At 67.5% G+C, this 23,528-nt stretch carries 23 protein-coding genes; 3 read left to right on the top strand and 20 right to left on the bottom strand.

Features of this window, described 5'->3' with window-relative positions; all coding sequences use genetic code 11:
- Positions 1 to 156: 156 nt before the first annotated feature.
- From ggt to ACREYQ_RS05015, 3 genes are all read right to left on the bottom strand, one after another.
- Entirely contained in the window at positions 157 to 2,019 is a 1,863-nt protein-coding gene (ggt, locus tag ACREYQ_RS05025) for a gamma-glutamyltransferase (RefSeq protein ID WP_432259671.1), read from the bottom strand.
- Between the two features lie 82 nt (positions 2,020 to 2,101).
- Positions 2,102 to 3,298, bottom strand: a complete 1,197-nt coding sequence (locus tag ACREYQ_RS05020) for a CAP domain-containing protein (protein ID WP_432259670.1) — start codon at positions 3,296 to 3,298, stop codon at positions 2,102 to 2,104.
- 242 nt (positions 3,299 to 3,540) lie between these two features.
- On the bottom strand, positions 3,541 to 4,479 hold the full coding sequence (locus tag ACREYQ_RS05015) for a LysR family transcriptional regulator (protein ID WP_432259669.1): 939 nt from the start codon (positions 4,477 to 4,479) through the stop codon (positions 3,541 to 3,543).
- A 188-nt stretch (positions 4,480 to 4,667) separates the two neighbouring features.
- Between ACREYQ_RS05015 and ACREYQ_RS05010 the strand changes: the two genes are divergently transcribed.
- Both ACREYQ_RS05010 and ACREYQ_RS05005 read left to right on the top strand, forming a co-directional pair.
- Positions 4,668 to 5,930, top strand: coding sequence for an acyl-CoA dehydrogenase family protein (locus ACREYQ_RS05010; RefSeq protein WP_432259668.1), 1,263 nt, complete (start codon positions 4,668 to 4,670; stop codon positions 5,928 to 5,930).
- A gap of 157 nt (positions 5,931 to 6,087) precedes the next feature.
- Positions 6,088 to 6,780: a glutathione binding-like protein gene (locus ACREYQ_RS05005; RefSeq protein WP_432259667.1), complete on the top strand. Its 693-nt coding sequence runs from the start codon at positions 6,088 to 6,090 to the stop codon at positions 6,778 to 6,780.
- Positions 6,781 to 6,812: 32 nt separating this feature from the next.
- Here the strand turns inward: ACREYQ_RS05005 and ACREYQ_RS05000 are convergent, their stop codons facing one another.
- Entirely contained in the window at positions 6,813 to 7,658 is an 846-nt protein-coding gene (locus tag ACREYQ_RS05000) for a hypothetical protein (RefSeq protein ID WP_432259666.1), read from the bottom strand.
- Positions 7,659 to 7,923: 265 nt separating this feature from the next.
- Here ACREYQ_RS05000 and ACREYQ_RS04995 point away from each other — a divergent pair, with 265 nt between their 5' ends.
- On the top strand, positions 7,924 to 8,373 hold the full coding sequence (locus tag ACREYQ_RS04995; RefSeq protein WP_432259665.1) for a helix-turn-helix domain-containing protein: 450 nt from the start codon (positions 7,924 to 7,926) through the stop codon (positions 8,371 to 8,373).
- On the opposite strand, the gene ureG is transcribed toward ACREYQ_RS04995, so the two are convergent.
- The 16 genes from ureG to cyoC all read right to left on the bottom strand — a co-directional run bounded on the left by ureG (position 8,370) and on the right by cyoC (position 23,525).
- Positions 8,370 to 8,999 (bottom strand): urease accessory protein UreG, encoded by a 630-nt coding sequence (gene ureG / locus ACREYQ_RS04990; protein WP_432259664.1) that lies wholly within the window; start codon positions 8,997 to 8,999, stop codon positions 8,370 to 8,372. The two genes, ACREYQ_RS04995 and ureG, sit on opposite strands and share 4 nt — an antisense overlap.
- 14 nt (positions 9,000 to 9,013) lie before the next feature.
- A complete protein-coding gene (locus ACREYQ_RS04985) occupies positions 9,014 to 9,706 on the bottom strand; it encodes an urease accessory protein UreF (protein WP_432259663.1) in 693 nt (230 codons plus the stop codon).
- Entirely contained in the window at positions 9,703 to 10,122 is a 420-nt protein-coding gene (locus ACREYQ_RS04980) for an endonuclease domain-containing protein (RefSeq protein ID WP_432259662.1), read from the bottom strand. Before ACREYQ_RS04980 ends, ACREYQ_RS04985 begins: the two co-directional genes overlap by 4 nt.
- Before the next feature lie 1,616 nt (positions 10,123 to 11,738).
- The gene (gene ureE / locus ACREYQ_RS04975; protein WP_432259661.1) at positions 11,739 to 12,353 is read right to left on the bottom strand and encodes an urease accessory protein UreE; all 615 of its coding nucleotides are present in this window, start codon (positions 12,351 to 12,353) and stop codon (positions 11,739 to 11,741) included.
- A gap of 29 nt (positions 12,354 to 12,382) precedes the next feature.
- Positions 12,383 to 14,101: an urease subunit alpha gene (gene ureC, locus ACREYQ_RS04970; RefSeq protein WP_432259660.1), complete on the bottom strand. Its 1,719-nt coding sequence runs from the start codon at positions 14,099 to 14,101 to the stop codon at positions 12,383 to 12,385.
- Positions 14,098 to 14,403: an urease subunit beta gene (locus ACREYQ_RS04965; protein WP_018313224.1), complete on the bottom strand. Its 306-nt coding sequence runs from the start codon at positions 14,401 to 14,403 to the stop codon at positions 14,098 to 14,100. The genes ureC and ACREYQ_RS04965 overlap by 4 nt, the downstream gene beginning before the upstream one ends.
- 11 nt (positions 14,404 to 14,414) lie before the next feature.
- Entirely contained in the window at positions 14,415 to 15,026 is a 612-nt protein-coding gene (locus tag ACREYQ_RS04960) for a HupE/UreJ family protein (protein ID WP_432259659.1), read from the bottom strand.
- Positions 15,027 to 15,078: 52 nt separating this feature from the next.
- Complete coding sequence (locus tag ACREYQ_RS04955) at positions 15,079 to 15,381, bottom strand: urease subunit gamma (protein ID WP_010809101.1); 303 nt, start codon at positions 15,379 to 15,381, stop codon at positions 15,079 to 15,081.
- A gap of 40 nt (positions 15,382 to 15,421) precedes the next feature.
- Positions 15,422 to 16,291 carry an urease accessory protein UreD gene (locus ACREYQ_RS04950; RefSeq protein ID WP_432260363.1) on the bottom strand — a complete coding sequence of 290 codons (870 nt, stop codon included), beginning with the start codon at positions 16,289 to 16,291 and terminating at the stop codon, positions 15,422 to 15,424.
- A gap of 119 nt (positions 16,292 to 16,410) precedes the next feature.
- Positions 16,411 to 17,103 carry an urea ABC transporter ATP-binding subunit UrtE gene (urtE, locus tag ACREYQ_RS04945; protein WP_432259658.1) on the bottom strand — a complete coding sequence of 231 codons (693 nt, stop codon included), beginning with the start codon at positions 17,101 to 17,103 and terminating at the stop codon, positions 16,411 to 16,413.
- 2 nt (positions 17,104 to 17,105) lie between these two features.
- Complete coding sequence (gene urtD, locus ACREYQ_RS04940) at positions 17,106 to 17,957, bottom strand: urea ABC transporter ATP-binding protein UrtD (RefSeq protein ID WP_432259657.1); 852 nt, start codon at positions 17,955 to 17,957, stop codon at positions 17,106 to 17,108.
- Complete coding sequence (urtC, locus tag ACREYQ_RS04935; RefSeq protein WP_432260362.1) at positions 17,954 to 19,159, bottom strand: urea ABC transporter permease subunit UrtC; 1,206 nt, start codon at positions 19,157 to 19,159, stop codon at positions 17,954 to 17,956. Before urtC ends, urtD begins: the two co-directional genes overlap by 4 nt.
- Entirely contained in the window at positions 19,159 to 20,811 is a 1,653-nt protein-coding gene (urtB, locus tag ACREYQ_RS04930) for an urea ABC transporter permease subunit UrtB (protein ID WP_432259656.1), read from the bottom strand. Before urtB ends, urtC begins: the two co-directional genes overlap by 1 nt.
- 86 nt (positions 20,812 to 20,897) lie before the next feature.
- Entirely contained in the window at positions 20,898 to 22,154 is a 1,257-nt protein-coding gene (gene urtA, locus ACREYQ_RS04925; protein WP_432259655.1) for an urea ABC transporter substrate-binding protein, read from the bottom strand.
- A gap of 358 nt (positions 22,155 to 22,512) precedes the next feature.
- Entirely contained in the window at positions 22,513 to 22,881 is a 369-nt protein-coding gene (cyoD, locus tag ACREYQ_RS04920; protein WP_115212267.1) for a cytochrome o ubiquinol oxidase subunit IV, read from the bottom strand.
- Positions 22,881 to 23,525, bottom strand: a complete 645-nt coding sequence (gene cyoC / locus ACREYQ_RS04915; protein WP_432259654.1) for a cytochrome o ubiquinol oxidase subunit III — start codon at positions 23,523 to 23,525, stop codon at positions 22,881 to 22,883. The genes cyoD and cyoC overlap by 1 nt, the downstream gene beginning before the upstream one ends.
- Positions 23,526 to 23,528 lie beyond the last annotated feature (3 nt).

Here is a 23,528-nt window from a genome sequence, read left to right as displayed (position 1 = left end):
GCGGGAGAGGGGCAGGGGGTGAGGGTAGGCGCTGGCATACCGCTGGCCTGACTTCGTCGATACGCCCGGCCCTCACCCCAACCCTCTCCCGCAAGCGGGAGAGGGAGCACGCCCTTGGTGCTTGAAAGACATCGCAGCATATAGCGCCGCCCTGCCTCAATCCCCCAGTGCCACCCCTTCGCGCCGCGGATCCGCGCCGCCGGCCCACATCACCTTGCCGTCAGGCCCCTGCTTGCGCATGATGGCCTGCGTGCCGCTGGTCATCTCGATCTCCGCCACCTGGTGGCCGCGCTGCCGCAGCGCCTGCACCAGCGCCGGCGACACCACGCCCTTCTCCACTTCCGTCGGCCCGTTGCGGCTGCCGAAGTTGCCCATGCCGATGGCGGCCTGCACGTCCATGTTCCAGTCCAGCATGCCGACCAGCGCCTTGGACACGTACTCGATGATCTGCGAGCCGCCGGGTGAGCCGACCGTGGCGACCAGCTGGCCGGTCTGGCGGTCGAACACCAGCGTCGGCGCCATCGACGAACGCGGGCGCTTGCCCGGCTCTACGCGGTTGGCCACCGGCTTGCCGTTCTCGCTTGGCACGAAGGAGAAGTCAGTCAGCTGGTTGTTCAGCATGAAGCCGCGCACCATCAGGTGGGCGCCGAAATAGGCTTCCACGGATGTCGTCATCGAGACAGCGCGGCCGCGGTCATCCACTGCAACAATTTGCGACGTGGAAAGGCGCGGCGGCGACCGGTCGGGCGCAAACGCCACCGTCGGACCCGGCGGGACGCCCGGCTGGGCCTTGACCATGCTGTTGTCAGCGATCAGCGCTGCGCGCGAAGCCAGGTAGTCCGGATCTAGCAGGCCAGCCACGTTGACCGGCACGAAATCCGTATCGGCCACGTACAAGCCGCGATCGGCAAAGGCAAGCCGGTCGGCTTCGGCGATCGCGTGCACCGCGTCAGGATTTGCTTCCAATGCAGCGGCCGTGCTCACGCCTTGCGGCTTGAGCGCTGCCAGTGCGTACTTCGGATTCTTCGTTTCGAGCGCCTGCAGCGCGCCGAGGATCTGCGCGATGGCAATGCCGCCCGACGACGGCGGCGGCATGCCGCAGACCTTCCAGCGCTTGTAGTCGGTGCAGACCGGCTCGCGCTCTTTGGCCTTGTAGTTGCGCAGGTCCGCCAGCGACAGCGAGCCCGCATTGGCACTGCCGTTCACCTTGGCGACGATATCCTGCGCAATGGGTCCGCTGTACAGCACGCCGGCGCCGCGGCGGCCGATTTCGCGCAGCGTCTGCGCGAGCTTCGGATTCTTGAGCACCGTGCCGACGGGCTTGGGCTTGCCCTGTGCGTCGAGGAAATAGGCGGCCATCTCCGGCGAGTTGGCCAGAAACTTGTCCGCGGCCACTTGCGTGTACAGCCGGGGCGAGATCGGGAAGCCCTTCTCCGCCAGGTCGATGGCCGGCTGGAACAATCTGGCCCACGGCAGGCGGCCATGTTGCCGATGCGCCAGTTCAAGCGCGCGCATCACGCCCGGCGCGCCGACCGAGCGCCCGCCGATCTGCGCCTCGCTGAATTCCATCGGCTTGCCGTCGGCGCGCAGGAACAGATTTTCGGTAGCGCCGGCCGGGGCCGTCTCGCGGCCGTCAATGGCCTGCACTCGCTTGCCGTCCCAGTACATGATGAAGGCGCCACCGCCAATGCCGCTGGCCTGTGGCTCGACCAGCGTCAGCACGGCCTGCATGGCGATGGCAGCATCGATGGCCGAGCCACCCTGGCGCAGGATGGCGCGCCCGGCCTCGGTGGCCAGCGGGTTGGCCGCGGCAGCCATGTGGCGCTGCGCATAGACCGTGGACATGCCCGGGCGATAGCCTGAAGCAACTTCCGGGGCCGGCGGCATCGCGGCAGGCGGTGTCGCGGCCGACGGCGCGGCAGTCCCGCCGCCCTGGGTACCACAGGCGCCTAGCAGCGCTGTCAGGGCAAGCGCCAGCGCGCCGCGCCAAGCCATCGAAGTGAGGTCAGGGTGAACCATCCGATATCTCCTGTGGGGAAGGATCGCACGATTGTAGTGGCGATCCGAGCATCCGGGAAACGCGGAAATCAGATGGCGATGGTCAGCGCGTTGTGAACGACCAACTCAGGTCCACCGGCTGCGAGCCCAGCCGGCCGGTGACCCGCACGGAATAGCGCTGCTGGCTGGCCAGCGGCGCCACCGGCGTGCAGATGGCCAGGCCGCTCGCGTCGCTGCTCAGGCCCGACGAACGGCTGTCGACCTTGATGCAGTTGACGTTGTTGCCTTGCGCATCGGTAATGACAAAGTTGTCGGCGGCGAACTGCAGCGAGGTATTGATCGCCTGCAGCAAAACCGGATAGCCCATGGTGCTGTTCTGGTAGCCCGGTGCCGGGTTGGGGCTTTCCGTATTGACCCAGCTGACCGGCACATCGCTCTGGCCGTCGAACGGATAGGCCACCATCTGGTTATCGCTGCCGGCCTTGGACCGGTCGGCCAGGTCGATGGTCTGGTAATAGTTGGCCGAGGTGCCGCTGCCGTTGGCACCCACCCATTCGGCAAAGCCGCTGCCGGCCGAGCCGTAGCTGCCCAGCAGTGCGGCGCGGTGGAACGGCGCGTCGATCAGGTTCGACACCAGCGCGTCCTTGGGCTGCATCGACAGCTGCGCATTGGCGACCGAGGTCCAGCGGTTGGCGCCCGCCACGACTTCCGCGGTGGCATCGGTCGGATAGACGGCCTGGACGCGGCCATTGGCGGTAGCGCCGGTGAAACCCGGATTGCCGCTGATTTCGTCGTGGGTCAGCGTGGCATTGGCCAGCATGTAGGCCGTGTGACTCTGCGCGGTGGTATTGAGCGCGTCGCGCGATACCAGCGGCGGCAGGCCCACCTGCTCGCGGCGATAGTTGGCGTAGCACAGGCCCGCGGTACGCGGCTCGTCCAGCACGCGGTAGTTGCTGACGGCGCTGCCGCGTGCCGGCAGCAGCGAGATGCCGCTGCCCGCCGCAGCCGCGGGCGCCGGACCGCTGACGGTATAGCAGGCGCCAGCCGTGGTGGTCGTGGAGCCCGTGGTGGATGTCTGGGAGGTCGAGCCGGTCTGGCCGCCTGCCGGCGCGCTGGCCTGCCCGCCGGGCTGGGCGGATCCGCTGGGCGCGGCGCTGGCGGAACTACTGTCGCCGCCACCGCCACAGGCGGCAAGTGCCAGTACGGCGGCAGTGCAGAGAGTGGTCAGGGCAAGCGCGGTGTGCTGCGCGCGGCGCGGCAGCTTCGGTTGGCAATCGGCAGGCAAGCGTTTCCCGGGCATCGGTCTGATTCGTCGTGGTGGCGTTCGGCGAGAGGCGACTGCCCGAAGGATCCGCCGCGGCGGACAACCGGCGCGACAATCCGCGCGTGCACCGTGCAGCACGGGTTCGCGGCGGGGGCGCCGGGGGCAGAATAACCGGACGATGGTATGGGCGCCGACCCCGAGGGTCTAGCCCGCGAACAATTGCTTACGTGTGATCCGCGCGCGCCGCACCCGCACGCGTTCGCATGCTGCCAAAGACACTAGCCGGCCGTGGCCACGTCCGGCATGCCGGTGCCGAGCGAGGCCATCACCGCCATCAGCTGCTCGCGCAGCCAGCGGTTGGCGCCGTCGTTCTCGCCGCCGGCGTGCCAGTAAAGGTGCAGTTCCAGGGACGGCACCTTGAACGGCAGCGACAACACGCGGTTGGCATACGGCTCATTGGCGATGCGCGCATAGCGCAGCGGCAGCGTGGCCAGCAGGTCGGTGCAGCTGACCACGCGGCATGCGGCCGCGTAATGCTGGCAGCGCAACCGCACACGCCGCGTCAGGCCCATGCGGTGCAGGGCCTGGTCTTCCAGACCGGCACCGCGGCGGCGCGACGACACATGCACGTGCTCTGCCGCAAGGTAGCGCTCCAGCGTCAGCTCCTTCTTCACCAGCGGATGGTCGCGCCGCGCCAGCACCACCATCGGATCGGCCATGAACGGCGCATGGTGGATCGCCGGCGAGACCGGCAGCAGGATGTCCAGCGCGGCGTCCAGGGTGCCGGCCAGCAGTTCGGATTCCATCTCGCGCCGGTCGAAGCGGATCGCGGCGATTTCCACGTGCGGCGCCATCGCCGTGACGCGGCTCATCAGCGGCGGCAGCAGCGTGGATTCCAGCGCATCGCGCATGCCGATGGTGAAACGGCGCACGGTGTTGGTGGGATCGAAGTGCGGCGTATCCTGCAGCGTGCGCGCGAACGACTGCAGCGCGCCGCGCACCTCGGCGGCCAGCGAGCGCGCCAGCGGCGTGGGCGCCATGCCCTGACCGCGCCGCTCGAACAGCGGATCGTCGAACAGCGTGCGCAGCCGGCCCAGCGCATGGCTGACCGCGGGCTGCGTCAGGTTGAGCTGACGCGCGGCCGCGGTGATGCTGCCTTCACTGTAGATGGCGTCGAATACCACGAAGAGATTGAGGTCGATGCGGGCGAGCTGCATGCTGGTGATTCTGGCACGGAATGCAGCGAATTGATACTGGCAAATCCAGAAAATTCATTTTTATAATTACTAGCTTTCAGATAGAGTGCATTCCATCGGCCCATGCCGCACTGATGCCGAGGCCTGCCCCGGCCAACGAGGCGCCGCCGCCCACCTGGCGTCCACTGATTCCGTAGCGAGGAGACCACATGGATTTCGAGTACAGCCCGAAGGTCAAGGAACTGCAGGCCAAGCTGCTGGCCTTCTTCGACCAGCATATCTATCCGAACGAAAAGCGCTTCGCCGAAGAGATCGACGCCAACCGCCGCGCCGGCAATGCCTGGGTGCCGACCAAGGTGATCGAGGAACTCAAGCCGCTGGCACGCGCGGCCGGCCTGTGGAACCTGTTCCTGCCGCGCTCGCCGCGCGCCCCGCAGGGCCTGTCGAACCTGGAATATGCCACGCTGTGCGAGATCATGGGCCGGGTGCCCTGGTCGGCCGAGGTCTTCAACTGCGCGGCCCCCGACACCGGCAACATGGAGACGCTGGAGCGCTACGCCTCCGAGGAACTGAAGGACAAGTGGCTCGAGCCGCTGCTGGCGGGCGAGATCCGCTCGGCCTTCCTGATGACCGAGCCGGCCGTGGCCTCGTCGGACGCGACCAACATCGAATGCCGCATCGAGCGCGACGGCGACCACTACGTGATCAACGGCACCAAGTGGTGGTCGTCGGGCGCCGGCGATCCGCGCTGCAAGGTCTACATCGTGATGGGCAAGACCAATCCCGATGCCGGCCGCCATGAGCAGCAGTCGATGATCGTGGTGCCGGCCGATACCCCGGGCATCACCATCAAACGCTTCCTGCCGGTGTTCGGCTACGACGACGCGCCGCACGGCCATATGGAGATCGAGCTGAAGAACGTGCGCGTGCCGGCTTCGAACATCCTGCTGGGCGAAGGCCGCGGCTTCGAGATCGCGCAGGGCCGCCTCGGCCCGGGCCGCATCCACCACTGCATGCGCAGCATCGGCGTGGCCGAGCGCGCGCTGGAACTGATGTGCAAGCGTGCGCTGTCGCGTGTGGCCTTCGGCAAGCCGGTGTCCAGCCAGGGCGTGACGCAGGAGCGCATCGCCGAGGCCCGCTGCGAGATCGAGATGGCGCGCCTCTTGACGCTCAAGGCCGCGTACATGATGGACACCGTGGGCAACAAGGTAGCCAAGGCCGAGATCGCCATGATCAAGGTGATCGCCCCGAACGTGGCGCTGAAGGTGATCGACTGGGCCATCCAGGTCCACGGCGCGGCCGGCGTTTCCAGCGACTTCCCGCTGGCCAACTGGTGGGCGCACCAGCGCACGCTGCGCCTGGCCGACGGCCCGGACGAAGTGCACCGCAACGCCATCGCCAAGCTGGAGCTGGCCAAGCACATGAATATCCATCCGGACGACGTCAGGATGCCGGTGGCGCGCGGTTTCTGACCGCCTGGCAATGCCGCCGGGGCTTCGTCCCTGACGGCAGCATGGAGAACGCGCAGCCTGTCTGCGCGTTTTTTTCTTCTGTGCTTAAATCGCCCGGTTCGCCACGTCAGTGACTGACGCAGCCACCACCATGATCGCAGCCAGGAGATCTTTTGCGATGATCGACGCCTACACCTGGGCCACGCCCAATGGCCACAAAGTCCACATCATGCTGGAAGAGTGCGGACTGGAGTACAAAGTCCACCCGATCAACATCGGCGCCGGCGACCAGTTCGGCGAGGACTTCCTGAAGATCAGCCCCAACAACAAGATCCCCGCCATCGTCGACCCCGACGGACCGGACGGCAAGCCGATCTCGCTGTTCGAATCGGGCGCCATCCTGCTGTACCTGGCGGGCAAGACCGGCAAGTTCCTGCCCGAGGACGTGCGCGGCAAGTACGAAACCCTGCAATGGCTGATGTTCCAGATGGGCGGCGTCGGCCCGATGCTGGGCCAGGCGCATCACTTCCGCATCTACGCGCCCGAGAAGATCGAGTACGCGGTCAACCGCTACACCAATGAAGCCAGGCGCCTGTACGGCGTGATCGACACGCAGCTGTCAAAGCACGCCTACCTGGCCGGCGAGCAATACACCATCGCCGACATCGCCACCTTCCCGTGGCTGCGCAGCTGGCAGAACCAGGGCGTGGCGCTGGACGACTACCCGTACCTGAAGCGCTGGTTCAACGAGATTGCCGAGCGCCCCGCGGTCAAGCGCGGCGTGGAAGTGCTGGCCAGCGTGCGCAAGGCGCTGCAGGACGACAAGGCACGCGAGGTGCTGTTCGGCGCCACCCAGTACAAGCGGCACTGAACGCAGCCCGGCAGCCGCCGGGGCGCTGGCCATCAGGCCAGCGCCAGCGCGAGGCGCGCGACGGCATGCCCGTCCGCGCGCCGGCCGCCACGCGCGGCGTCGCCCTCCTCCGCTTCATCGCCCGGCCCGAAGCAGCACAGCAGGCCGGTGCCCGGCAACAGCACGTCGAGCCGGCATGACTCATGCCGCTCCGGCGCGTAGAGCGTGCCGGGCTGCAGGAAGGCCATGTCGCCCCCGGCCCGCGCCAGCGCGCCATGCCAGTGCAGACCGATGGCGCCTCGGTAACACAGCGCCCAGCGCAGCCCGCGCGCCTGCAGCCGCTGCGCCCAGTCATCGTCCGACGGGTCGAGCTGGATGAATTCCGGACGCATCCCCTGCCGTGCTTGTCCGACCTCCACCTGCAATACATCGGCGGGCAACACGTGGATGCCCTCCATCCCCTCGGGCCCAGTGGCACCGGCGGCGGCAATGCCGCCCAGCGCGCAATGCCACCCGCCCGCGGGCAGCGCCACCGGCCGCGACGCATCGGCCGGGCCTTGCGGCACCGCGCGCACCAGGATGGTATCGACCATTGCCTGCACCCGCATCGGCACGCCGGGAGCGGGCGCGAACAGCTCGCCGCCGCCCAGCAGCAGGCAGCCGCGCCCGGGCGACGACAGCCGCAGGCCGCCGCGCAGGCAGCCCCACCACTCATGGCAATTCGCTGAAAACTCGGGCTGGATCTCGCCGGCGCAGAGAAAGACGTAGTCGCAGGTACTGCCGAGGCCGGCAGCGGCGGCAAGCACACAGGTGTGGAATCCGGGAATGAAGTCCGACGGCGCGTGGCAGTCGGCATGGAGGGCGCGCATCCGCGCCTCGAACAGCGTGAAGATCTGCATGGCAATCCCCCAGCAGGGCGACAGCGCACCAGGCGCGTGTCCGCGCAGCACCGCGCACGCCTGGCAGCGTGACGCACAGCATTGCGCAATAGCCCGTTTGGCACGGCCATGCAGGCCGTCCGGTTGATGCCATCGTGCCGCGCCATATTGTCTGGCGCACCCCTTAGTTTGCGGATCGGACACCGATAGTGAGGAAGAGGATAAGTTGTCGTGGCCTCAAGGTCAAACCCTTAGCCTCAGACCACTCCGATCCATTCACGACCTCATGACTACTCGAAATCTCAGACTATTCGGATTGCATCTTGCCTGGCTACGCAAGCAACGAGGCTGGTCCCAGGAGACCCTTTCACTCGAAAGCGGACTGTCGCGCTCATACCTGAGCGGCATTGAAAGCGGCAAGCGCAACCTTGCGCTGGCCAACATCTGCAGGCTCGCCGAGACGCTCGCCGTGCCGACCTCGGAGATGCTCGACTTCAGCCGCCACGACGCCAGCCAGCTGCAGGTGGAACAGTCCCGCGCGCCCTTCGGCAACCGCCAACGGGCCGCCATCGAGGCCACCGTGCACCATATGGCGGAGCTGACCGAGCCCGAGCTGAACCTGGTGGCCGCGGTGGCACGGGCGCTGGCGGGCAAAGGCAGCTTCCGCCCTGCGCTGACCCACGCCAGCTCCGGCGCCAAAGCCGCGCCCGACGCGGATGCAGGCAACGAAGGCTAGACGCCCAGCAGGCCCTGCCGTTCGATAAAGCGGATCACCTCGTCCAGGCCCTGCCCGGACTTGACGCTGCCCATCACGAACGGCCGGGCGCCGCGCATCTTGCGCGCATCGCTTTCCATCACCTCCAGCGATGCGCCGACATAGGGCGCCAGGTCCGTCTTGTTGATCACCAGCAAGTCGGACTTGGTGATGCCCGGCCCGCCCTTTCTCGGAATCTTCTCACCGCCGGCCACGTCGATGACGTAGATCGTCAAATCAGAAAGTTCTGGGCTGAAGGTCGCCGCGAGGTTGTCGCCGCCGGACTCGATGAAGACCACATCGGCATCCGGAAAGCGCGCCAGCATGCGGTCGACGGCTTCCAGGTTGATCGAGGCGTCCTCGCGGATCGCGGTGTGCGGACAGCCGCCGGTCTCCACGCCCATGATGCGCTCCGCCGGCAGTGCGCCGGAGATTGTCAGCAGGCGCTGGTCTTCCTTGGTGTAGATGTCGTTGGTGATGGCGACCAGGTCATAGCGGTCGCGCATCGCCTTGCACAGCATCTCCAGCAGCGTGGTCTTGCCGGAGCCAACCGGGCCGCCGACGCCGACGCGCAGCGGAGGGTTCTTCTTGGTACGGGCCTGGGTCATGGTGCGGTATGGGTTCAGGATCGGAACAGCCGGGAGTACTGCGTTTCGTGGCGCGCGCAAAGCAGGCCCAGCATCGGGGAAAAGGTGGAGAGTTGCGGCGGCGTGGCGTCGGCGCGGCGCGCGGCTTCGTCGACCGTGCCGAGCACCGCGCCATGCAGGCGCCGCAGCATGTGCTGCCCCGCCACCTGGCCCAGGGGCACCGCCTTGATCGCGGCGGCGACCTGGTTCTCGGCCCAGTTGAAGCAATAGGCAGCGAGGCCGTCGCGGGCCTCGATGTCGAGCGCCGCGCAGGCAGCAGTGAAGGCCGTCGGCAGGCACACCGGCGACAATATTGCCAGCGTATCGCGCAGCGCGGGGGTGCCCCACTCCATCTGCGCAATCAGCTTCGCCAGCGACCAGCCCATCTGCTCGGTCTCCAGCCGCAACTCGGAAGTCTCGCGCGTGGCGTGGAACCAGTCGTTCCATGTCCGCACCTGCATGGCGTCGCCGGCTTGCCAGCAGCGATGCAGCAGCAGCCACAGCGGCGCTTCGCATTGCGCCTGCACCTGCAGCAGGTTGTCGCGAATCCAGCGCTCGGCGGTTAGGGCATCGTGCACGCTGCCGCATTCGATCGCTGCCTCAAGGCCCTGGGAATAGCTGAAGCCGCCTATCGGCAGGGATGGCGACGCAAGGTGCAGGAGCGAGATAAGTTGGTGGAGTTGGGTCATGGCAGCCCATCCGATCCGCCGACGGTTTGCTCCCCTCTCCCGCTTGCGGGAGAGGGGTTGGGGGAGAGGGCCGGCGTGTCCCTGTAGCCAAGCCCCAACACAACCTGACGAATTTGTTCCAGCACGGCCGCAGTCTGACCCAACACCTCAGAGTTCCAGAAGCGCAAGACATGAAATCCTTGTTTTCGGAACCATGTATCGCGGGCCACGTCCTTGGCATCACCGTGCTGCCCCCCGTCTGCCTCGATAACCAGCATTGCATCGATACAGATGAAATCCACAATGAAGGGGCCGACCTGGTGCTGGCGCTTGAACTTCAATCCCATGAAGCGGCGGCCGCGCAGCTGGTACCAGAGACGCTGCTCAGCTTCCGTCTGTTGCGCACGCAGCAAGCGAGCGAACGCCGGCTTCGGCATATGCTCACCCTCACCCCCTGCCCCTCTCCCGCAGGCGGGAGAGGGGAGCGAACCAGCAAAGTTCACCGGTGTCGTTGACTCCTTTACCTGCCGAGTGTGTGCTCCCTCTCCCGCTTGCGGGAGAGAGGGGAGCGAACCAGCAGCGCTCACCGGTGTCGTTGACTCTTTTACCTGCCGAGTGTGTGCTCCCTCTCCCGCTTGCGGGAGAGGGTTGGGGTGAGGGCCAGGTGCGTCGACGAAGTCAGGCCCGGCGGTATGCCTGGGCCTGCCCTCACCCCCTGCCCCTCTCCCGCAGGCGGGAGAGGGGAGCGAACCAGCAGCGCTCACCGGTGTCGTTGATTCTTTTACCTGCCGAGTGTGTGCTCCCTCTCCCGCTTGCGGGAGAGGGTTGGGGTGAGGGCCAGGTGCGTCGACGAAGTCCGGCCCGGCGGCATGCCTGGGCCTGCCCTCACCCCCTGCCCCTCTCCCGCAGGCGGGAGAGGGGAGCGAACCAGCAGCGCTCACCGGTGTCGTTGACTCTTTTACCTGCCGAGTGTGTGCTCCCTCTCCCGCTTGCGGGAGAGGGTTGGGGTGAGGGCCAGGTGCGTCGACGAAGTCCGGCCCGGCGGCATGCCTGGGCCTGCCCTCACCCCCTGCCCCTCTCCCGCAGGCGGGAGAGGGGAGCGAACCAGCAGCGCTCACCGGTGTCGTTGACTCTTTTACCTGCCGAGTGTGTGCTCCCTCTCCCGCTTGCGGGAGAGGGTTGGGGTGAGGGCCAGGTGCGTCGACGAAGTCCGGCCCGGCGGTATGCCTGGGCCTGCCCTCACCCCCTGCCCCTCCCCCGCAGGCGGGAGAGGGGAGCGAACCAGCAGCGCTCACCGGTGTCGTTGACTCTTTTACCTGCCGAGTGTGTGCTCCCTCTCCCGCTTGCGGGAGAGGGTTGGGGTGAGGGCCAGGTGCGTCGACGAAGTCCGGCCCGGCGGCATGCCTGGGCCTGCCCTCACCCCCTGCCCCTCTCCCGCAGGCGGGAGAGGGGAGCGAACCAGCAGCGCTCACCGGTGTCGTTGATTCTTTTACCTGCCGAGTGTGTGCTCCCTCTCCCGCTTGCGGGAGAGGGTTGGGGTGAGGGCCAGGTGCGTCGACGAAGTCAGGCCCGGCGGCATGCCTGGGCCTGCCCTCACCCCCTGCCCCTCTCCCGCAGGCGGGAGAGGGGAGCGAACCAGCAGCGCTCACCGGTGTCGTTGACTCTTTTACCTGCCGAGTGTGTGCTCCCTCTCCCGCTTGCGGGAGAGGGTTGGGGTGAGGGCCAGGTGCGTCGACGAAGTCCGGCCCGGCGGCATGCCTGGGCCTGCCCTCACCCCCTGCCCCTCTCCCGCAGGCGGGAGAGGGGAGCGAACCAGCAGCGCTCACCGGTGTCGTTGACTCTTTTACCTGCCGAGTGTGTGCTCCCTCTCCCGCTTGCGGGAGAGGGTTGGGGTGAGGGCCAGGTGCGTCGACAAAGTCAGGCCCGGCGGCATGCCTGGGCCTGCCCTCACCCCCTGCCCCTCTCCCGCAGGCGGGAGAGGGGAGTATTGGCGAGTTCAGTTCGTCGTCGGTTCGCATAGTTCGGCATTCAACCCCTTGCAGCGCAAAGGTCTTCAGTGCTTATGCCCGCAATGCTCGTCATGCACATGTGCGTCGTCATGTTCGTGCGAGTGCGAGTGCGAGTGCGAGTGCGAGTGCGAGTGCGAGTGCCCATGATGCTCATGAAACACCGCCTGCGCCGCCGCATAGTCCTCCGCAAACGTCGCATCGTGCCCATGCTTGTGCCCGCCCCCATAGGCCCCCGCCTCCGGCTCGAACGGCAGCTCGGCCCGCTCGGCGCGCACGCCCAGCCGTTGCAGCATGTCGGCCAGCACTGCGTCGTATTCCAGCCGCAGGTAGTCGCGCCCGATCTCCACCGGCGTATGCCGGTTGCCGAGGTGATACGCCGCGCGCATCAGCGCATGCGGATCTTGCGCGCGCACTTCCAGCACCGCTTCAACGGCAGCCTGGACCTCCACGAAGCTGCCGTCTTCGGCCACCAGCAGGTCGCCGCCGCGCAGCACGGTGCCGCGCGGCAGGAACAGCGCGGCCTCGTCGCCGTTGTCGAGCACCGCGCGCAGGCGGCTCTTGCTGCGCTCGGCGAAGGGCAGGACCAGCTTGGGCGCGCGGCGCACCAGCACGGGTGCGATGCCGTGCGGGGCGCTCAGGAGTTTGTCGATCTTCAGCATGGGCGATCCGGGGCGCTGGCCCCGGCCAGTCAGAACAGGAAATAGCGCTGCGCCATGGGCAGCTCGGTGGCGGGCTCGCAGGTCAGCAACTGGCCGTCGGCAACGACCTGGTAGGTCTCCGGGTCGACCGTGACATGCGGTTGCCAGTCATTGTGCACCATGTCGCGCTTGCTCACCGTGCGCGTGCCGCGCACCGCCGACAGCGTCTTGGCCAGCCCGTAGCGCTCGCCAATGCCTGCGGCCAGCGCCGCCTGCGACACAAAGGTCAGCGACGAGCGGTGCAGCGCGCCGCCGGCGGACGCGAACATCGGCCGGTAGTGCACCGGCTGCGGCGTCGGGATCGACGCATTGGGGTCGCCCATCGCCGCCGCGGCGATCATCCCGCCCTTCAGGATCAGGCTGGGCTTGACGCCGAAGAACGCCGGGCGCCACAGCACCAGGTCGGCCCACTTGCCCACTTCGACCGAGCCCACTTCATGGGCAATGCCGTGCGTCAGCGCCGGGTTGATGGTGTACTTGGCGACATAGCGCTTGACGCGGAAATTGTCGTGTCCGCCGCGTGCATCGTCGGGATCGCCCGGCAGCTTGCCGCGCTGCGCCGCCATCTTGTGCGCGGTCTGCCAGGTGCGGATGATGACCTCGCCCACGCGCCCCATCGCCTGCGAGTCGCTGGAGATCATCGAGAACGCGCCCAGGTCGTGCAGGATGTCCTCGGCGGCGATGGTCTCGCGGCGGATGCGGCTTTCGGCGAAGGCGATGTCCTCGGCGATCGACGGGTCGAGGTGGTGGCACACCATCAGCATGTCGAGGTGCTCGTCCAGCGTGTTGACCGTGTACGGGCGCGTCGGGTTGGTCGACGACGGCAGCACATTGGCCTCGCCGCACACCTTGATGATGTCAGGGGCATGGCCGCCGCCCGCGCCTTCGGTGTGATAGGTATGGATGGTGCGGCCCTTGAAGGCGGCGATGGTCGCCTCGACAAAGCCGGCCTCGTTGAGCGTGTCGGTGTGGATCGCCACCTGGGTGTCGGTCGCGTCCGCCACCGACAGGCAGGTATCGATCGCCGCCGGCGTGGTGCCCCAGTCCTCGTGCAGCTTCAGGCCGATGGCGCCGGCCTCCACCTGCTCGAGGATCGGCCCCGGCTGGCTGGCGTTGCCCTTGCCCAGCAGGCCGATATTCATCGGGTAGGCATCGGCCGCCTGCAGCATGCGCTCCATGTACCACGGCCCCGGCGTCACGGTAGTGGCGAAGGTGCCGGTGGCCGGACCGGTGCCGCCGCCGATCATGGTGGTGACGCCGCTCATCAGCGCCTCTTCGATCTGCTGCGGACAGATAAAGTGGATATGGCTGTCGATGCCGCCGGCGGTGACGATCATGCCCTCGCCCGCGATCACCTCGGTGCCCGGCCCGACCACGATGGTCACGCCCGGCTGGATATCCGGGTTGCCGGCCTTGCCGATCGCCGCAATGCGCCCGCCTTTCAGGCCGATATCGGCCTTGACGATGCCCCAGTGATCAACGATCAGCGCATTGGTGATGACGGTGTCGACGCAGTCCTTGGCCATGCGCTGGCTCTGCCCCATGCCGTCGCGGATCACCTTGCCGCCGCCGAACTTCACTTCCTCGCCATAGATGGTGAAGTCCTTCTCGACTTCGATGATGAGCCCGGTATCGGCCAGCCGCAGGCGGTCGCCGGTGGTCGGGCCGAACATCTCGGCATAGGCCTGCCTGGAGATCTTTGCCATCACAGCGCTCCCATGATCTTGCCGTTGAAGCCGTAGACGATGCGGTCGCCGTCCAGCGCCACCAGTTCCACCGTGCGCGTCTGGCCTGGCTCGAAGCGCACCGCGGTGCCGGCGGCAATGTTGAGCCGGAAGCCGCGCGCGGCCTCGCGGTCGAAGGCAAGCGCGGTATTGGTCTCGTAGAAATGGAAGTGCGAGCCGACCTGGATCGGCCGGTCGCCGGTATTGGCCACCGTCACGCTGACCGTGGCGCGGCCGGCATTCAGTTCGATCTCGCCATCGGCGGGCATCAGTTCACCGGGGATCATGGCGGGCCTCCTCAGGCTACCAGCAGTCCGGCGCCATACAGCGCCACGCCCGCACCCGCCACGCGTGCCAGCCAGCCGGCGTGGCGGCGCAGCAGCGTGCCGGCGCCGATGCCCAGCAGGTGCAGCGCCATGGTGGCGGCGGCAAACCCGCCCACATAGGCCAGCACCGCCGGCAGCGCACCCGCGGTGGCGGGCAGTTCCGCACCGTGGGCATAACCGTGGAAGACGGCAAAGCCGCCGACCAGCAGGGTGCCGGCCCACGCCGGCAGCTTCGCGCGCAGCGCCAGCAGCAAGCCGATCACCAGCAAGGAAGCGGCGATCATCGGCTCGACCGCAGGCAGCGCCACCCCGGACAGCCCCAGCGCCGCGCCCACCAGCATCAGCGCCACGAAGGCCAGCGGCAGGCGCATCGTATCGGCGGCCGAGCGGGCAATCAGCGCGCTCCACACGCCCACCGCCGCCATCGCCAGCAAGTGGTCGGCGCCGGTGAACGGGTGCGCCAGGCCGGCCCACAGGCTGGCACTGACGGTGGCGGCATCGTGGCCGGGATGGGCCAAGGCCGCGCCGGCGGCAACGGTCAGGGAAGTGCCCAGGGCAAGGCGCAGGCAAGCGGTACGGTTCATGTCGGCTCTCGGGTTGGTCTTGTTATCGGGGCAAGATCGGGATCGATCGTGTTCAGACAATGGGATGGTGGACAGTCACCAGCTTGGTACCGTCAGGGAACGTGGCCTCGACCTGGATCTCGGGGATCATCTCGGCCACGCCGTCCATCACGTCCTCTCGGCCCAGCACGGTGGTGCCTTCGTGCATCAGTTCGGCCACGGTGCGGCCGTCGCGCGCGCCCTCCATGATGGCGGCGGTGATCAGCGCCACCGCTTCCGGGTAATTGAGCTTGAGCCCGCGTGCCTTGCGCCGTTCGGCCAGCAGCGCGGCGGTGAAGATCAGCAGCTTGTCTTTCTCTCGCGGCGTCAGTTCCATGTTCGGTTCCTGGTTCTTGTATTCGTTGACTGTTGGCAACCTACGTAGCCCATAAGCGCAGCGGACGCGCGGCGACACCGTGCACCGGCATGCGCAGCGCCTGCCAGCTGTCGACCATGACGTGGCGCACTGCTTCCATCTGCCGGCCCAGCACGCGCAGCAGCAGCATCGACTGGCCGTTGGCGGCCAGGCAGGTCACGCCGGCGCGCAGCTCGGACGTATAGGGCAGCCGTTCGGCGAGCGATTCGGCCAGCGCCTGCGTGGCGCCCTCGCCCACTGCCCACAGCGTGCCCAGCACGTTGAGCCCATCGAGCCCACCCACCGCGGTGCGCAGCGGCGACGTCGCCTCAAGATGCGATTGCTCGATCCACAGCGCGCGCTCGCCGGCGCCGATGCGCGTATCCAGCCACAGCGCACCGCTGGCCCACTGCTCTCCGGACGCCTGGCGCCCCAGCACCACGGCATCCCAGCCGATCGCGCTGCCACCCGGCGCCACGTCGAGCACCGTCGAGATGCGGGCGCGCGCATCGTCGAAGACGATGTTTTCCTGCGGCAGCCAGTCCAGCCGCGCGCCCGCGCCCACCGTCAGGCGCACGTGCTGGGCGGCCTCGCGGCCGAGCGACTTGTACCACTTGGTGGCACCCGGCGTGGCCAGCACGGCGTGCGCGCCGGCCTCCACGGTCACGTCGATGTCCAGGCTGTCGCCGCCCGCCACGCCAGCCGGTGGGTGCAGGATCACCGCGTGGCAGATGCCGCCTTCCGGATACAGCGGCTTCTGCACCAGCAACGGCCCCTGGTGGCGCCGCTCGGTCAGCGCGGTGCGTTCGCCGCGCTGCGCAAAGCGCAGCCGCAGGGTGGCCTGCCATGCGGCGGGCACCGCGAGGGCGGAAGGAAAGTCGGGGTGGCGCATGGCAAGAAAGCCGGCGGAGGGGCGCGCGATGGCGGGAGTTGCAAGCAATCATAGCGCGCCGCCCGCCCGGGCGGAAGCGGCGTGTTACCGACAAGTTCCGGCCTCGCGGCTGGCCTGCCTTACACGGCGATCAGCTCCCGCACGCCGTCCTGCTCCATGCTGGCGCCGGCACCCCGTGCCACCACTTCGCCGCGGCTCATCACCACGTAGTGGTCGGCAATATGCCGCGCGAACTCGTAGTACTGCTCGACCAGCAGCACCGTCATGCCGAACTCGTCGACCAGCAGCCGCAGCGCCCGGCCGATGTCCTGGATGATGGAAGGCTGGATGCCCTCGGTGGGCTCGTCCAGGATCAGCAGGCCCGGCTCGCTCATCAGTGCGCGGCCGATCGCCAGTTGCTGCTGCTGGCCGCCGGACAGGTCGCCGCCACGGCGCAGGCGCATGGTGCGCAGCACCGGGAACAGCTGGTAGATCCGGTCCGGCACGCCGGACGGCCGCGCCCGGCTGGCCGCGCCGATCAGCAGGTTTTCTTCGACCGTCAGGCGCGGGAAGATCTCCCGGCCCTGCGGCACATAGGCCAGGCCGGCGGAGACGCGCTCATACGGCGCCTTCTTCTCCAGCGCCTGCCCGGCCCACTGGATGCTGCCGCTGCGCGTGGGCACCACGCCCATCAAACACTTGAGCAGCGTGCTCTTGCCCACGCCGTTGCGGCCCAGCAGCGTGGTCAGCTTGCCGGCGGGCACCTCGAAGCTGACATCGCGCAGGATATGGCTGCCGCCGTAGAACTGGTTCAGTGCATTGACCTGCAGCATGCTTATCTTCCCAGGTAGGATTCGATCACGCGCTCGTCGCGCTTGACGCTGTCGAGCGTGCCTTCGGCCAGCACGCTGCCCTCCGCCAGCACCGTGACCTGGCCGGCGTCTCCGGCTAGGGCGGCGACGAACTCCATGTCGTGCTCGACCACCATCATCGAGCAGCTCCCGCGCAGGCCGTTGAGCAGCGCCGCCAGCTGCATGGTCTCTTCGTCGGTCATGCCGGCGACCGGCTCGTCCAGCAACAGCAGCTGCGGCTGCTGCATCAGCAGCATGCCGATCTCCAGCCGCTGCTTCTGCCCGTGCGACAGCAGGCCGGCGGGCCGGTAGGCCTCGGCCTCCAGCCCGGTCAGCGCCAGCGTTTCCTCGATGCGGCGATGGCCCTCGCCGGTCAGCCGCGCGCGCAGCGACGACCACCAGCGCTTGTCGGCCTTCATCGCCAGCTCCAGGTTCTCCCACACCGCGTGCTGCTCGAACACGGTCGGCTTCTGGAACTTGCGGCCGATGCCCACCTGCGCGATGCGCGGCTCGGTCATCCGCATCAGGTCGATGGTCTGGCCCAGGAACACGCGCCCGCTGACATTGGCGTTGCGCGGCCCGGTCTTGCCGGTGATGACATCCATCATGGTGGTCTTGCCCGCGCCGTTGGGGCCGATCACGCAGCGCAGCTCGCCATGGTCGATCGACAAAGTCAGCTGGTTGAGCGCGCGGAAGCCGTCGAACTGCACGGTCAGGTCTTCCAGGTACAGGATCGGCCCGTGCGAGACATCGATGGTGCCGGGCTCGACAATGCGGCCCAGGCCGGTGGCGTCACCGCTTTCGGCCGCCTGGCCGTGCTGGAGTGCGGCGTTCATGCTTTGCCTCCGTTGCGGCCCGCCACGGCAGGCGCGGAAGCGGGCTCTGCGGATTGCGGTGCGGCGGGTGCGCGCCGTTCGCACAGGCGCTGCCAGAGGCCGGTGACGCCATCGGGCAGGTAGAGCGTCACCAGCACGAACATTGCGCCAAGCAGGAACAGCCAGTACTCGGCGAAATGCGCCGTGAACAGGGTCTTGGCGCCATTGACCAGGAACGCGCCAATGACCGGCCCGATCAGCGTGCCGCGCCCGCCTACCGCAACCCACACCGCCATCTCGATCGAGTTGCCGGGCGACATCTCGCCGGGGTTGATGATGCCCACCTGCGGCACGTACAGCGCCCCCGCGATGCCGCACAGCACCGCCGAGAAGGTCCACACGAACAGCTTGTAGCCCAGCGGGTTGTAGCCGGAGAACATCACGCGCATCTCGGCATCGCGCACCGCGGTAACGACCCGGCCCAGCTTGGAGGTCACGATGTAGCGGCAGGCGATAAAGCCCGCCAGCAGCGCCAGGAAAGTCAGCACGAACAGCGCCGCGCGCGTCTGCGGCGCGGCGATGGCAAAGCCCGCGATGCGCTTGAAGTCGGTAAAGCCGTTGTTGCCGCCGAAGCCGGTCTCGTTGCGGAAAAACAGCAGCATTGCCGCATACGTCATCGCCTGCGTGATGATCGACAGGTACACGCCCTTGATGCGCGAGCGGAAGGCAAAGAAGCCGAACAGCCACGCCAGCACGCCCGGCACCAGCACCACCAGCAGCAGCGCATAGCCAAGATGCTCGGTGCCATGCCAGAACCACGGCAGCTCCTTCCAGTCCAGGAACACCATGAAGTCCGGCAGGTCGCTCTTGTAGACGCCTTCGCGCCCGATTGCACGCATCAGGTACATGCCCATGGCATAGCCGCCCAGCGCGAAGAACAGCCCGTGGCCCAGGCTCAGGATGCCACAGTAGCCCCACACCAGGTCCAGCGCGATCGCCGCCAGCGCAAAGCACATGATCTTGCCGACCAGCGTCAGCGCATAGGCCGACAGGTGCAGTGGATGGCCCTCGGGCAGCACCAGCGCGCACACCGGCACGCCGATGGCGACGATCACCGCCAGAGCCACCAGCGCCAGCCAGCCGCGCCGCGAAAACAGCGCCTGGCGCTCGGGCACCGCAAGCCGGAACGGCGTGCCCGGAGAATTCGATTGAAATTGCTGCATCATGCCTCCGCGCTGCGCCCCTTGAGCGCGAACAGTCCCTGCGGCCGCTTCTGGATAAACAGCACGATCAGCACCAGGACGAAGATCTTGGCCAGCACCGCGCCATAGAACGGCTCGATGAACTTATTGATGATGCCCAGCCCGAAGGCGCCGACGATGGTGCCTGCCAGCTGGCCGACACCGCCCAGCACCACCACCATGAAGGAATCGATGATGTAGGCCTGGCCCAGGTCCGGGCCGACATTGCCGATCTGCGACAGCGCGCAGCCGCCCAGCCCGGCAATGCCGGCGCCAAAGGCAAAGGCGTAGCTGTCGACCTTCCAGGTGCGCACGCCGACGCAGGCCGCCATGGTGCGGTTCTGCGTGGTGGCACGCACGAACAACCCCAGCCGGGTGCGGTTCAGCACCGCCCACGCCACCGCCACCACCGCCAGCGCGAACAGGATGATGACGATGCGGTTGTACGGGATCACCAGGCCCGGCATCCATTCGATGCCGCCGCTCATCCACGCCGGGTTGGCCACTTCGACGTTCTGCGCGCCGAACAGCGTGCGCACTGCCTGCATCAGCAACAGGCTCACGCCGAAGGTCGCCAGCAGCGTTTCCAGCGGACGGCCATACAGGTGGCGCAGCACCAGCCGCTCCAGCACGAAGCCGACCACCGCGGCGGCCAGGAACGACGCCGGCAGCGCCGCCGGCAGGTACCAGTCGAACGCACCCGGCGCATAGGCGCGGAACAGCGACTGCACCACGTAGGTGGCATAGGCGCCGATCATCAGGAATTCACCGTGCGCCATGTTGATGACGCCGATCAGCCCATAGGTGATGGCCAGCCCGAGCGCGGCCAGCAGCAGCACGCTGCCCAGGCTCAGGCCGGCGAACAGGTTGCCGACCAGCTCGGCGCGGCGCTGGTCGCCGCGCAGCGTATCCAGCGCCTGCTGCGCGGCCAGGCGCACGTCGGCGTCGGGCTCGCGGTAGTTGCCGGCGCTGTCGCGCTCCATCAGCGGCGCCAGTTTCTGGCGGCTCTGCGGGTTGCTGTCGCTGCCGAGGATGCGGATCGCTTCAAGACGGGCATCGTGCGCGGCACGGTCGCCGGCGGCGGCCGGCTCGGCCAGCACCAGGTTGGCCCAGATCACGTTCAGGCTGGTGCGCAGGCCGGCATCGGCCTCGTTCTTGCGGGCGGCTTCGACCGCCGCGCGCGAGGCGCTCTCGGGCTGGTCGCGCAGCGTGGCGATGGCCTGCGCGCGCACCGCGATATCGGGCGACTGCAGCAGCAGGCTGCTGGCGGCGCTGTCGACCAGCGCGCGCAGGCTGTTGTTCAGGGTCAGGGATGCGACCTCGTCGGCCTTCACCGCAACGGGCTTGCCGGTGATGGCATCGACCGTCTTGTCGCCCGCCTGGCGCACCATGCCGACCGACGGCGCGTATTGCAGCGCATCGTCCTGCAGGGCCTTCAGGATCGGGCCGGCCTGCTCGGGCGGGGCCTTGGCCAGCGCGCTCAGGGCCGCGGTCTTGGCATCGAAGTCGTCTTCGGCCAGCGGCTTCAGTTCGGCCTGCGTCAGCGCCGTGGCCCACGGCGCCGCGGCCAGCAGCAGCGCTGCCAGAAGGGCGCGCAGCCAGGGCATGGCGGGCGGGAATAAGGGGTAGCGCATAGGGCTGGGCGAGTGGTGGAACATGGGGGACTGACTGTTTGCGCCCCTCTCCCGCAAGCGGGAGAGGGGCGCCAAACCGGCCGGGCTTACATCACCTTGTCCGGCTTGCCCTCGTTACCCGCGATGTACGGGCTCCACGGTTGCGCGCGCACGGCCTTCGGTGTCTTCCACACCACCGTGAACTGGCCGTCGCCCTTCACTTCCCCGATCATCACCGGCTTGTACAGGTGGTGGTTCTCGCCCATGGTCAGCGTGAACCCGTCCGGTGCCTTGAAGGTCTGGCCGTACATGGCGGCGCGCACCTTGTCGGTGTCCGTCGTGCCGGCCTTCTTCACTGCCTGCGCCCACATATGGATGCCAACGTAGGTGGCTTCCATCGGGTCATTGGTCACGCGCTTGTCGCCGCCGGGCAGGTTGTTGGCCTTGACCCATGCCGCCCACTGCTTCTTGAAGGCTTCGTTCTCTGGGTTCTTGACCGACATGAAGTAGTTCCAGGCAGCCAGGTGCCCTACCAGCGGCTTGGTGTCGATGCCGCGCAGTTCCTCCTCACCCACCGAGAACGCCACCACCGGCACATCCTTGGCCTTCAGCCCGGCATTGCCCAGCTCTTTGTAGAACGGCACGTTGGAGTCGCCGTTGATGGTGGAGATCACCGCGGTCTTGCCGCCCTGCGAGAACTTCTTGATATTGGCGACGATGGTCTGGTAGTCGCTGTGGCCAAACGGGGTGTAGACCTCTTCGATGTCCTTGTCGGCGACGCCCTTGCTCTTCAGGAAGGCGCGCAGGATCTTGTTGGTGGTGCGCGGGTAGACATAGTCCGTGCCCAGCAGGAAGAAGCGCTTGGCGCCGCCGCCTTCCTTGCTCATCAGGTATTCCACCGCCGGGATCGCCTGCTGGTTGGGTGCCGCACCGGTGTAGAAGACGTTCTTCGACATCTCCTCGCCTTCGTACTGCACCGGATAGAACAGCAGCGAGTTCAGTTCCTCATAGACCGGCAGCACCGACTTGCGCGACACCGAAGTCCAGCAGCCGAAGGTCACCGCGACCTTGTCCTTGCTGACCAGCTGGCGCGCCTTCTCGGCAAACAGCGGCCAGTTCGACGCCGGGTCCACCACCACCGGCTCCAGCTTGCGCCCCAGCACGCCGCCGCTCTTGTTGATCTCGTCGATGGTCATCAGGGCCACGTCCTTCAGCGACGTCTCCGAAATGGCCATGGTGCCCGACAGCGAATGCAGGATGCCGACCTTGATCGGCTCCTTGGACTGCGCCAGCGCCAGCGGGCTGGTACCGATCATCGCCGCGGCGGCTATCGCCGACAGCTTCAGCATGTCACGTCGTTGCATTTTGCAGCTCCCGTTTGTCGTGTTGGTCAGGGACTACGCTCCCCGGGGGATGCTTCTGCAACTAGCGTGCCATGGCGGCAAGGCGGTGCGCGCGAGCCCGCCGGGCGCCAGGCGGCTTGCCGGCAAGGCAAGCGGGGGCAAATGCGGAGCAGGCATCCGCCGCCGCACCATGACAGTGCAGTCATGACGCGCACCGCTACTGTGCATGGGCACAAATCCGGGCAAGGTCGGGATCGGCAAATGCCAGCGCATGCGCGGCGGGCGCACCAATGGCGCGCACCATGCCCATCGCCGGCGCCGGGCACAAAAAAACGGGGCCCCTTCCGGGGCCCCGCTTGCGATGCCAGGACGCCAGTCCTTACATCACCATCATATTGGCGTTCAGGTTGTGCATGATCCACAGCGAACCCGCCACCACGATCACCAGGATCAGCGCCGTGAACAGCAGCGCGATCACGTTGCTGCGCTGCCCGGACGACGAGTCCAGGTGCAGGAAGTACTTCAGGTGGACCAGCATCTGGGCCACGGCCATGCCGAGGATGATCCAGAGCATGGTGCCCTTGTCCATGGTGCCGTCCATCACGATCTTGAACGGGATCACCGTCAGGATCACGGCCAGGATGAAGCCGATCGCGTACGACTTGAAGCTGGCGTGGCCGCCGGCGTGGCTGTCGTGCGCGTGCGAGTCGTGGGCGCCGTGCGCCGCCGGAGCGTTGTGTTGTGCCATCACAGATGTCCCATCAGGTAGACCACGGTAAACACGCCGATCCAGACCACGTCCAGGAAGTGCCAGAACAGCGACAGGCAGGTCAGGCGCTTGGTCAGGGTCGGGGTGATGCCCTTCTTCGACAGTTGCCACATCAGCACGATCATCCACAGCATGCCGCTGGCAACGTGCAGGCCGTGGGTGCCGACCAGGGTGAAGAACGACGACAGGAACGCGCTGCGGCCCGGGCCGGCGCCTTCGGCGATCAGGTGATGGAACTCGTTGATTTCCATCGCCATGAAACCCGCGCCCAGCAGGAACGTGATGCCAAGCCACACCATCACGCGGCTCAGGCTGCGGTTCTGCAGCGAGATCATCGCCATGCCGTACGTGATCGAGGAGAACAGCAGGATGAAGGTCTCCACCAGCACGTAGTTGAGCTCGAACAGCTCCTTCGCCGAGGGGCCGCCTGCCAGTTCGCCGCGCAGCACGGCGAAGGCCGCGAACAGTCCGGCGAAGATGATGCAGTCGCTCATCAGGTAGATCCAGAAGCCATACACCGTATTGGCACTGGTATCGTGGTGCGCATGGTCATGGCCATGGGCGTCGGCGTGGGCCGGCGCGCCGGCCTGCGCGGGGATGCGGTCTAGGACTTGAGTCGACATGGT

Origin of the sequence: Cupriavidus sp. TMH.W2 (assembly GCF_050847365.1) — a bacterium.
Classification (GTDB): Bacteria; Pseudomonadota; Gammaproteobacteria; order Burkholderiales; family Burkholderiaceae; genus Cupriavidus.
The sequence above is the reverse complement of the archived record's forward strand: the minus strand, read 5'-3'. Positions and strand labels throughout refer to the sequence as shown.

What these genes read in the sequence shown, in the direction of transcription:
- ggt (WP_432259671.1), bottom strand. Translation starts at nt 2,019, where the DNA reads ATGGTTCACCCTGACCTCACTTCGATGGCTTGGCGCGGCGCGCTGGCG.
- ACREYQ_RS05020 (WP_432259670.1), bottom strand. Translation starts at nt 3,298, where the DNA reads ATGCCCGGGAAACGCTTGCCTGCCGATTGCCAACCGAAGCTGCCGCGC.
- ACREYQ_RS05015 (WP_432259669.1), bottom strand. Translation starts at nt 4,479, where the DNA reads ATGCAGCTCGCCCGCATCGACCTCAATCTCTTCGTGGTATTCGACGCC.
- ACREYQ_RS05010 (WP_432259668.1), top strand. Translation starts at nt 4,668, where the DNA reads ATGGATTTCGAGTACAGCCCGAAGGTCAAGGAACTGCAGGCCAAGCTG.
- ACREYQ_RS05005 (WP_432259667.1), top strand. Translation starts at nt 6,088, where the DNA reads ATGATCGACGCCTACACCTGGGCCACGCCCAATGGCCACAAAGTCCAC.
- ACREYQ_RS05000 (WP_432259666.1), bottom strand. Translation starts at nt 7,658, where the DNA reads ATGCAGATCTTCACGCTGTTCGAGGCGCGGATGCGCGCCCTCCATGCC.
- ACREYQ_RS04995 (WP_432259665.1), top strand. Translation starts at nt 7,924, where the DNA reads ATGACTACTCGAAATCTCAGACTATTCGGATTGCATCTTGCCTGGCTA.
- ureG (WP_432259664.1), bottom strand. Translation starts at nt 8,999, where the DNA reads ATGACCCAGGCCCGTACCAAGAAGAACCCTCCGCTGCGCGTCGGCGTC.
- ACREYQ_RS04985 (WP_432259663.1), bottom strand. Translation starts at nt 9,706, where the DNA reads ATGACCCAACTCCACCAACTTATCTCGCTCCTGCACCTTGCGTCGCCA.
- ACREYQ_RS04980 (WP_432259662.1), bottom strand. Translation starts at nt 10,122, where the DNA reads ATGCCGAAGCCGGCGTTCGCTCGCTTGCTGCGTGCGCAACAGACGGAA.
- ureE (WP_432259661.1), bottom strand. Translation starts at nt 12,353, where the DNA reads ATGCTGAAGATCGACAAACTCCTGAGCGCCCCGCACGGCATCGCACCC.
- ACREYQ_RS04965 (WP_018313224.1), bottom strand. Translation starts at nt 14,403, where the DNA reads ATGATCCCCGGTGAACTGATGCCCGCCGATGGCGAGATCGAACTGAAT.
- ACREYQ_RS04960 (WP_432259659.1), bottom strand. Translation starts at nt 15,026, where the DNA reads ATGAACCGTACCGCTTGCCTGCGCCTTGCCCTGGGCACTTCCCTGACC.
- ACREYQ_RS04955 (WP_010809101.1), bottom strand. Translation starts at nt 15,381, where the DNA reads ATGGAACTGACGCCGCGAGAGAAAGACAAGCTGCTGATCTTCACCGCC.
- ACREYQ_RS04950 (WP_432260363.1), bottom strand. Translation starts at nt 16,291, where the DNA reads ATGCGCCACCCCGACTTTCCTTCCGCCCTCGCGGTGCCCGCCGCATGG.
- urtE (WP_432259658.1), bottom strand. Translation starts at nt 17,103, where the DNA reads ATGCTGCAGGTCAATGCACTGAACCAGTTCTACGGCGGCAGCCATATC.
- urtD (WP_432259657.1), bottom strand. Translation starts at nt 17,957, where the DNA reads ATGAACGCCGCACTCCAGCACGGCCAGGCGGCCGAAAGCGGTGACGCC.
- urtC (WP_432260362.1), bottom strand. Translation starts at nt 19,159, where the DNA reads ATGCAGCAATTTCAATCGAATTCTCCGGGCACGCCGTTCCGGCTTGCG.
- urtB (WP_432259656.1), bottom strand. Translation starts at nt 20,811, where the DNA reads ATGCGCTACCCCTTATTCCCGCCCGCCATGCCCTGGCTGCGCGCCCTT.
- urtA (WP_432259655.1), bottom strand. Translation starts at nt 22,154, where the DNA reads ATGCAACGACGTGACATGCTGAAGCTGTCGGCGATAGCCGCCGCGGCG.
- cyoD (WP_115212267.1), bottom strand. Translation starts at nt 22,881, where the DNA reads ATGGCACAACACAACGCTCCGGCGGCGCACGGCGCCCACGACTCGCAC.
- cyoC (WP_432259654.1), bottom strand. Translation starts at nt 23,525, where the DNA reads ATGTCGACTCAAGTCCTAGACCGCATCCCCGCGCAGGCCGGCGCGCCG.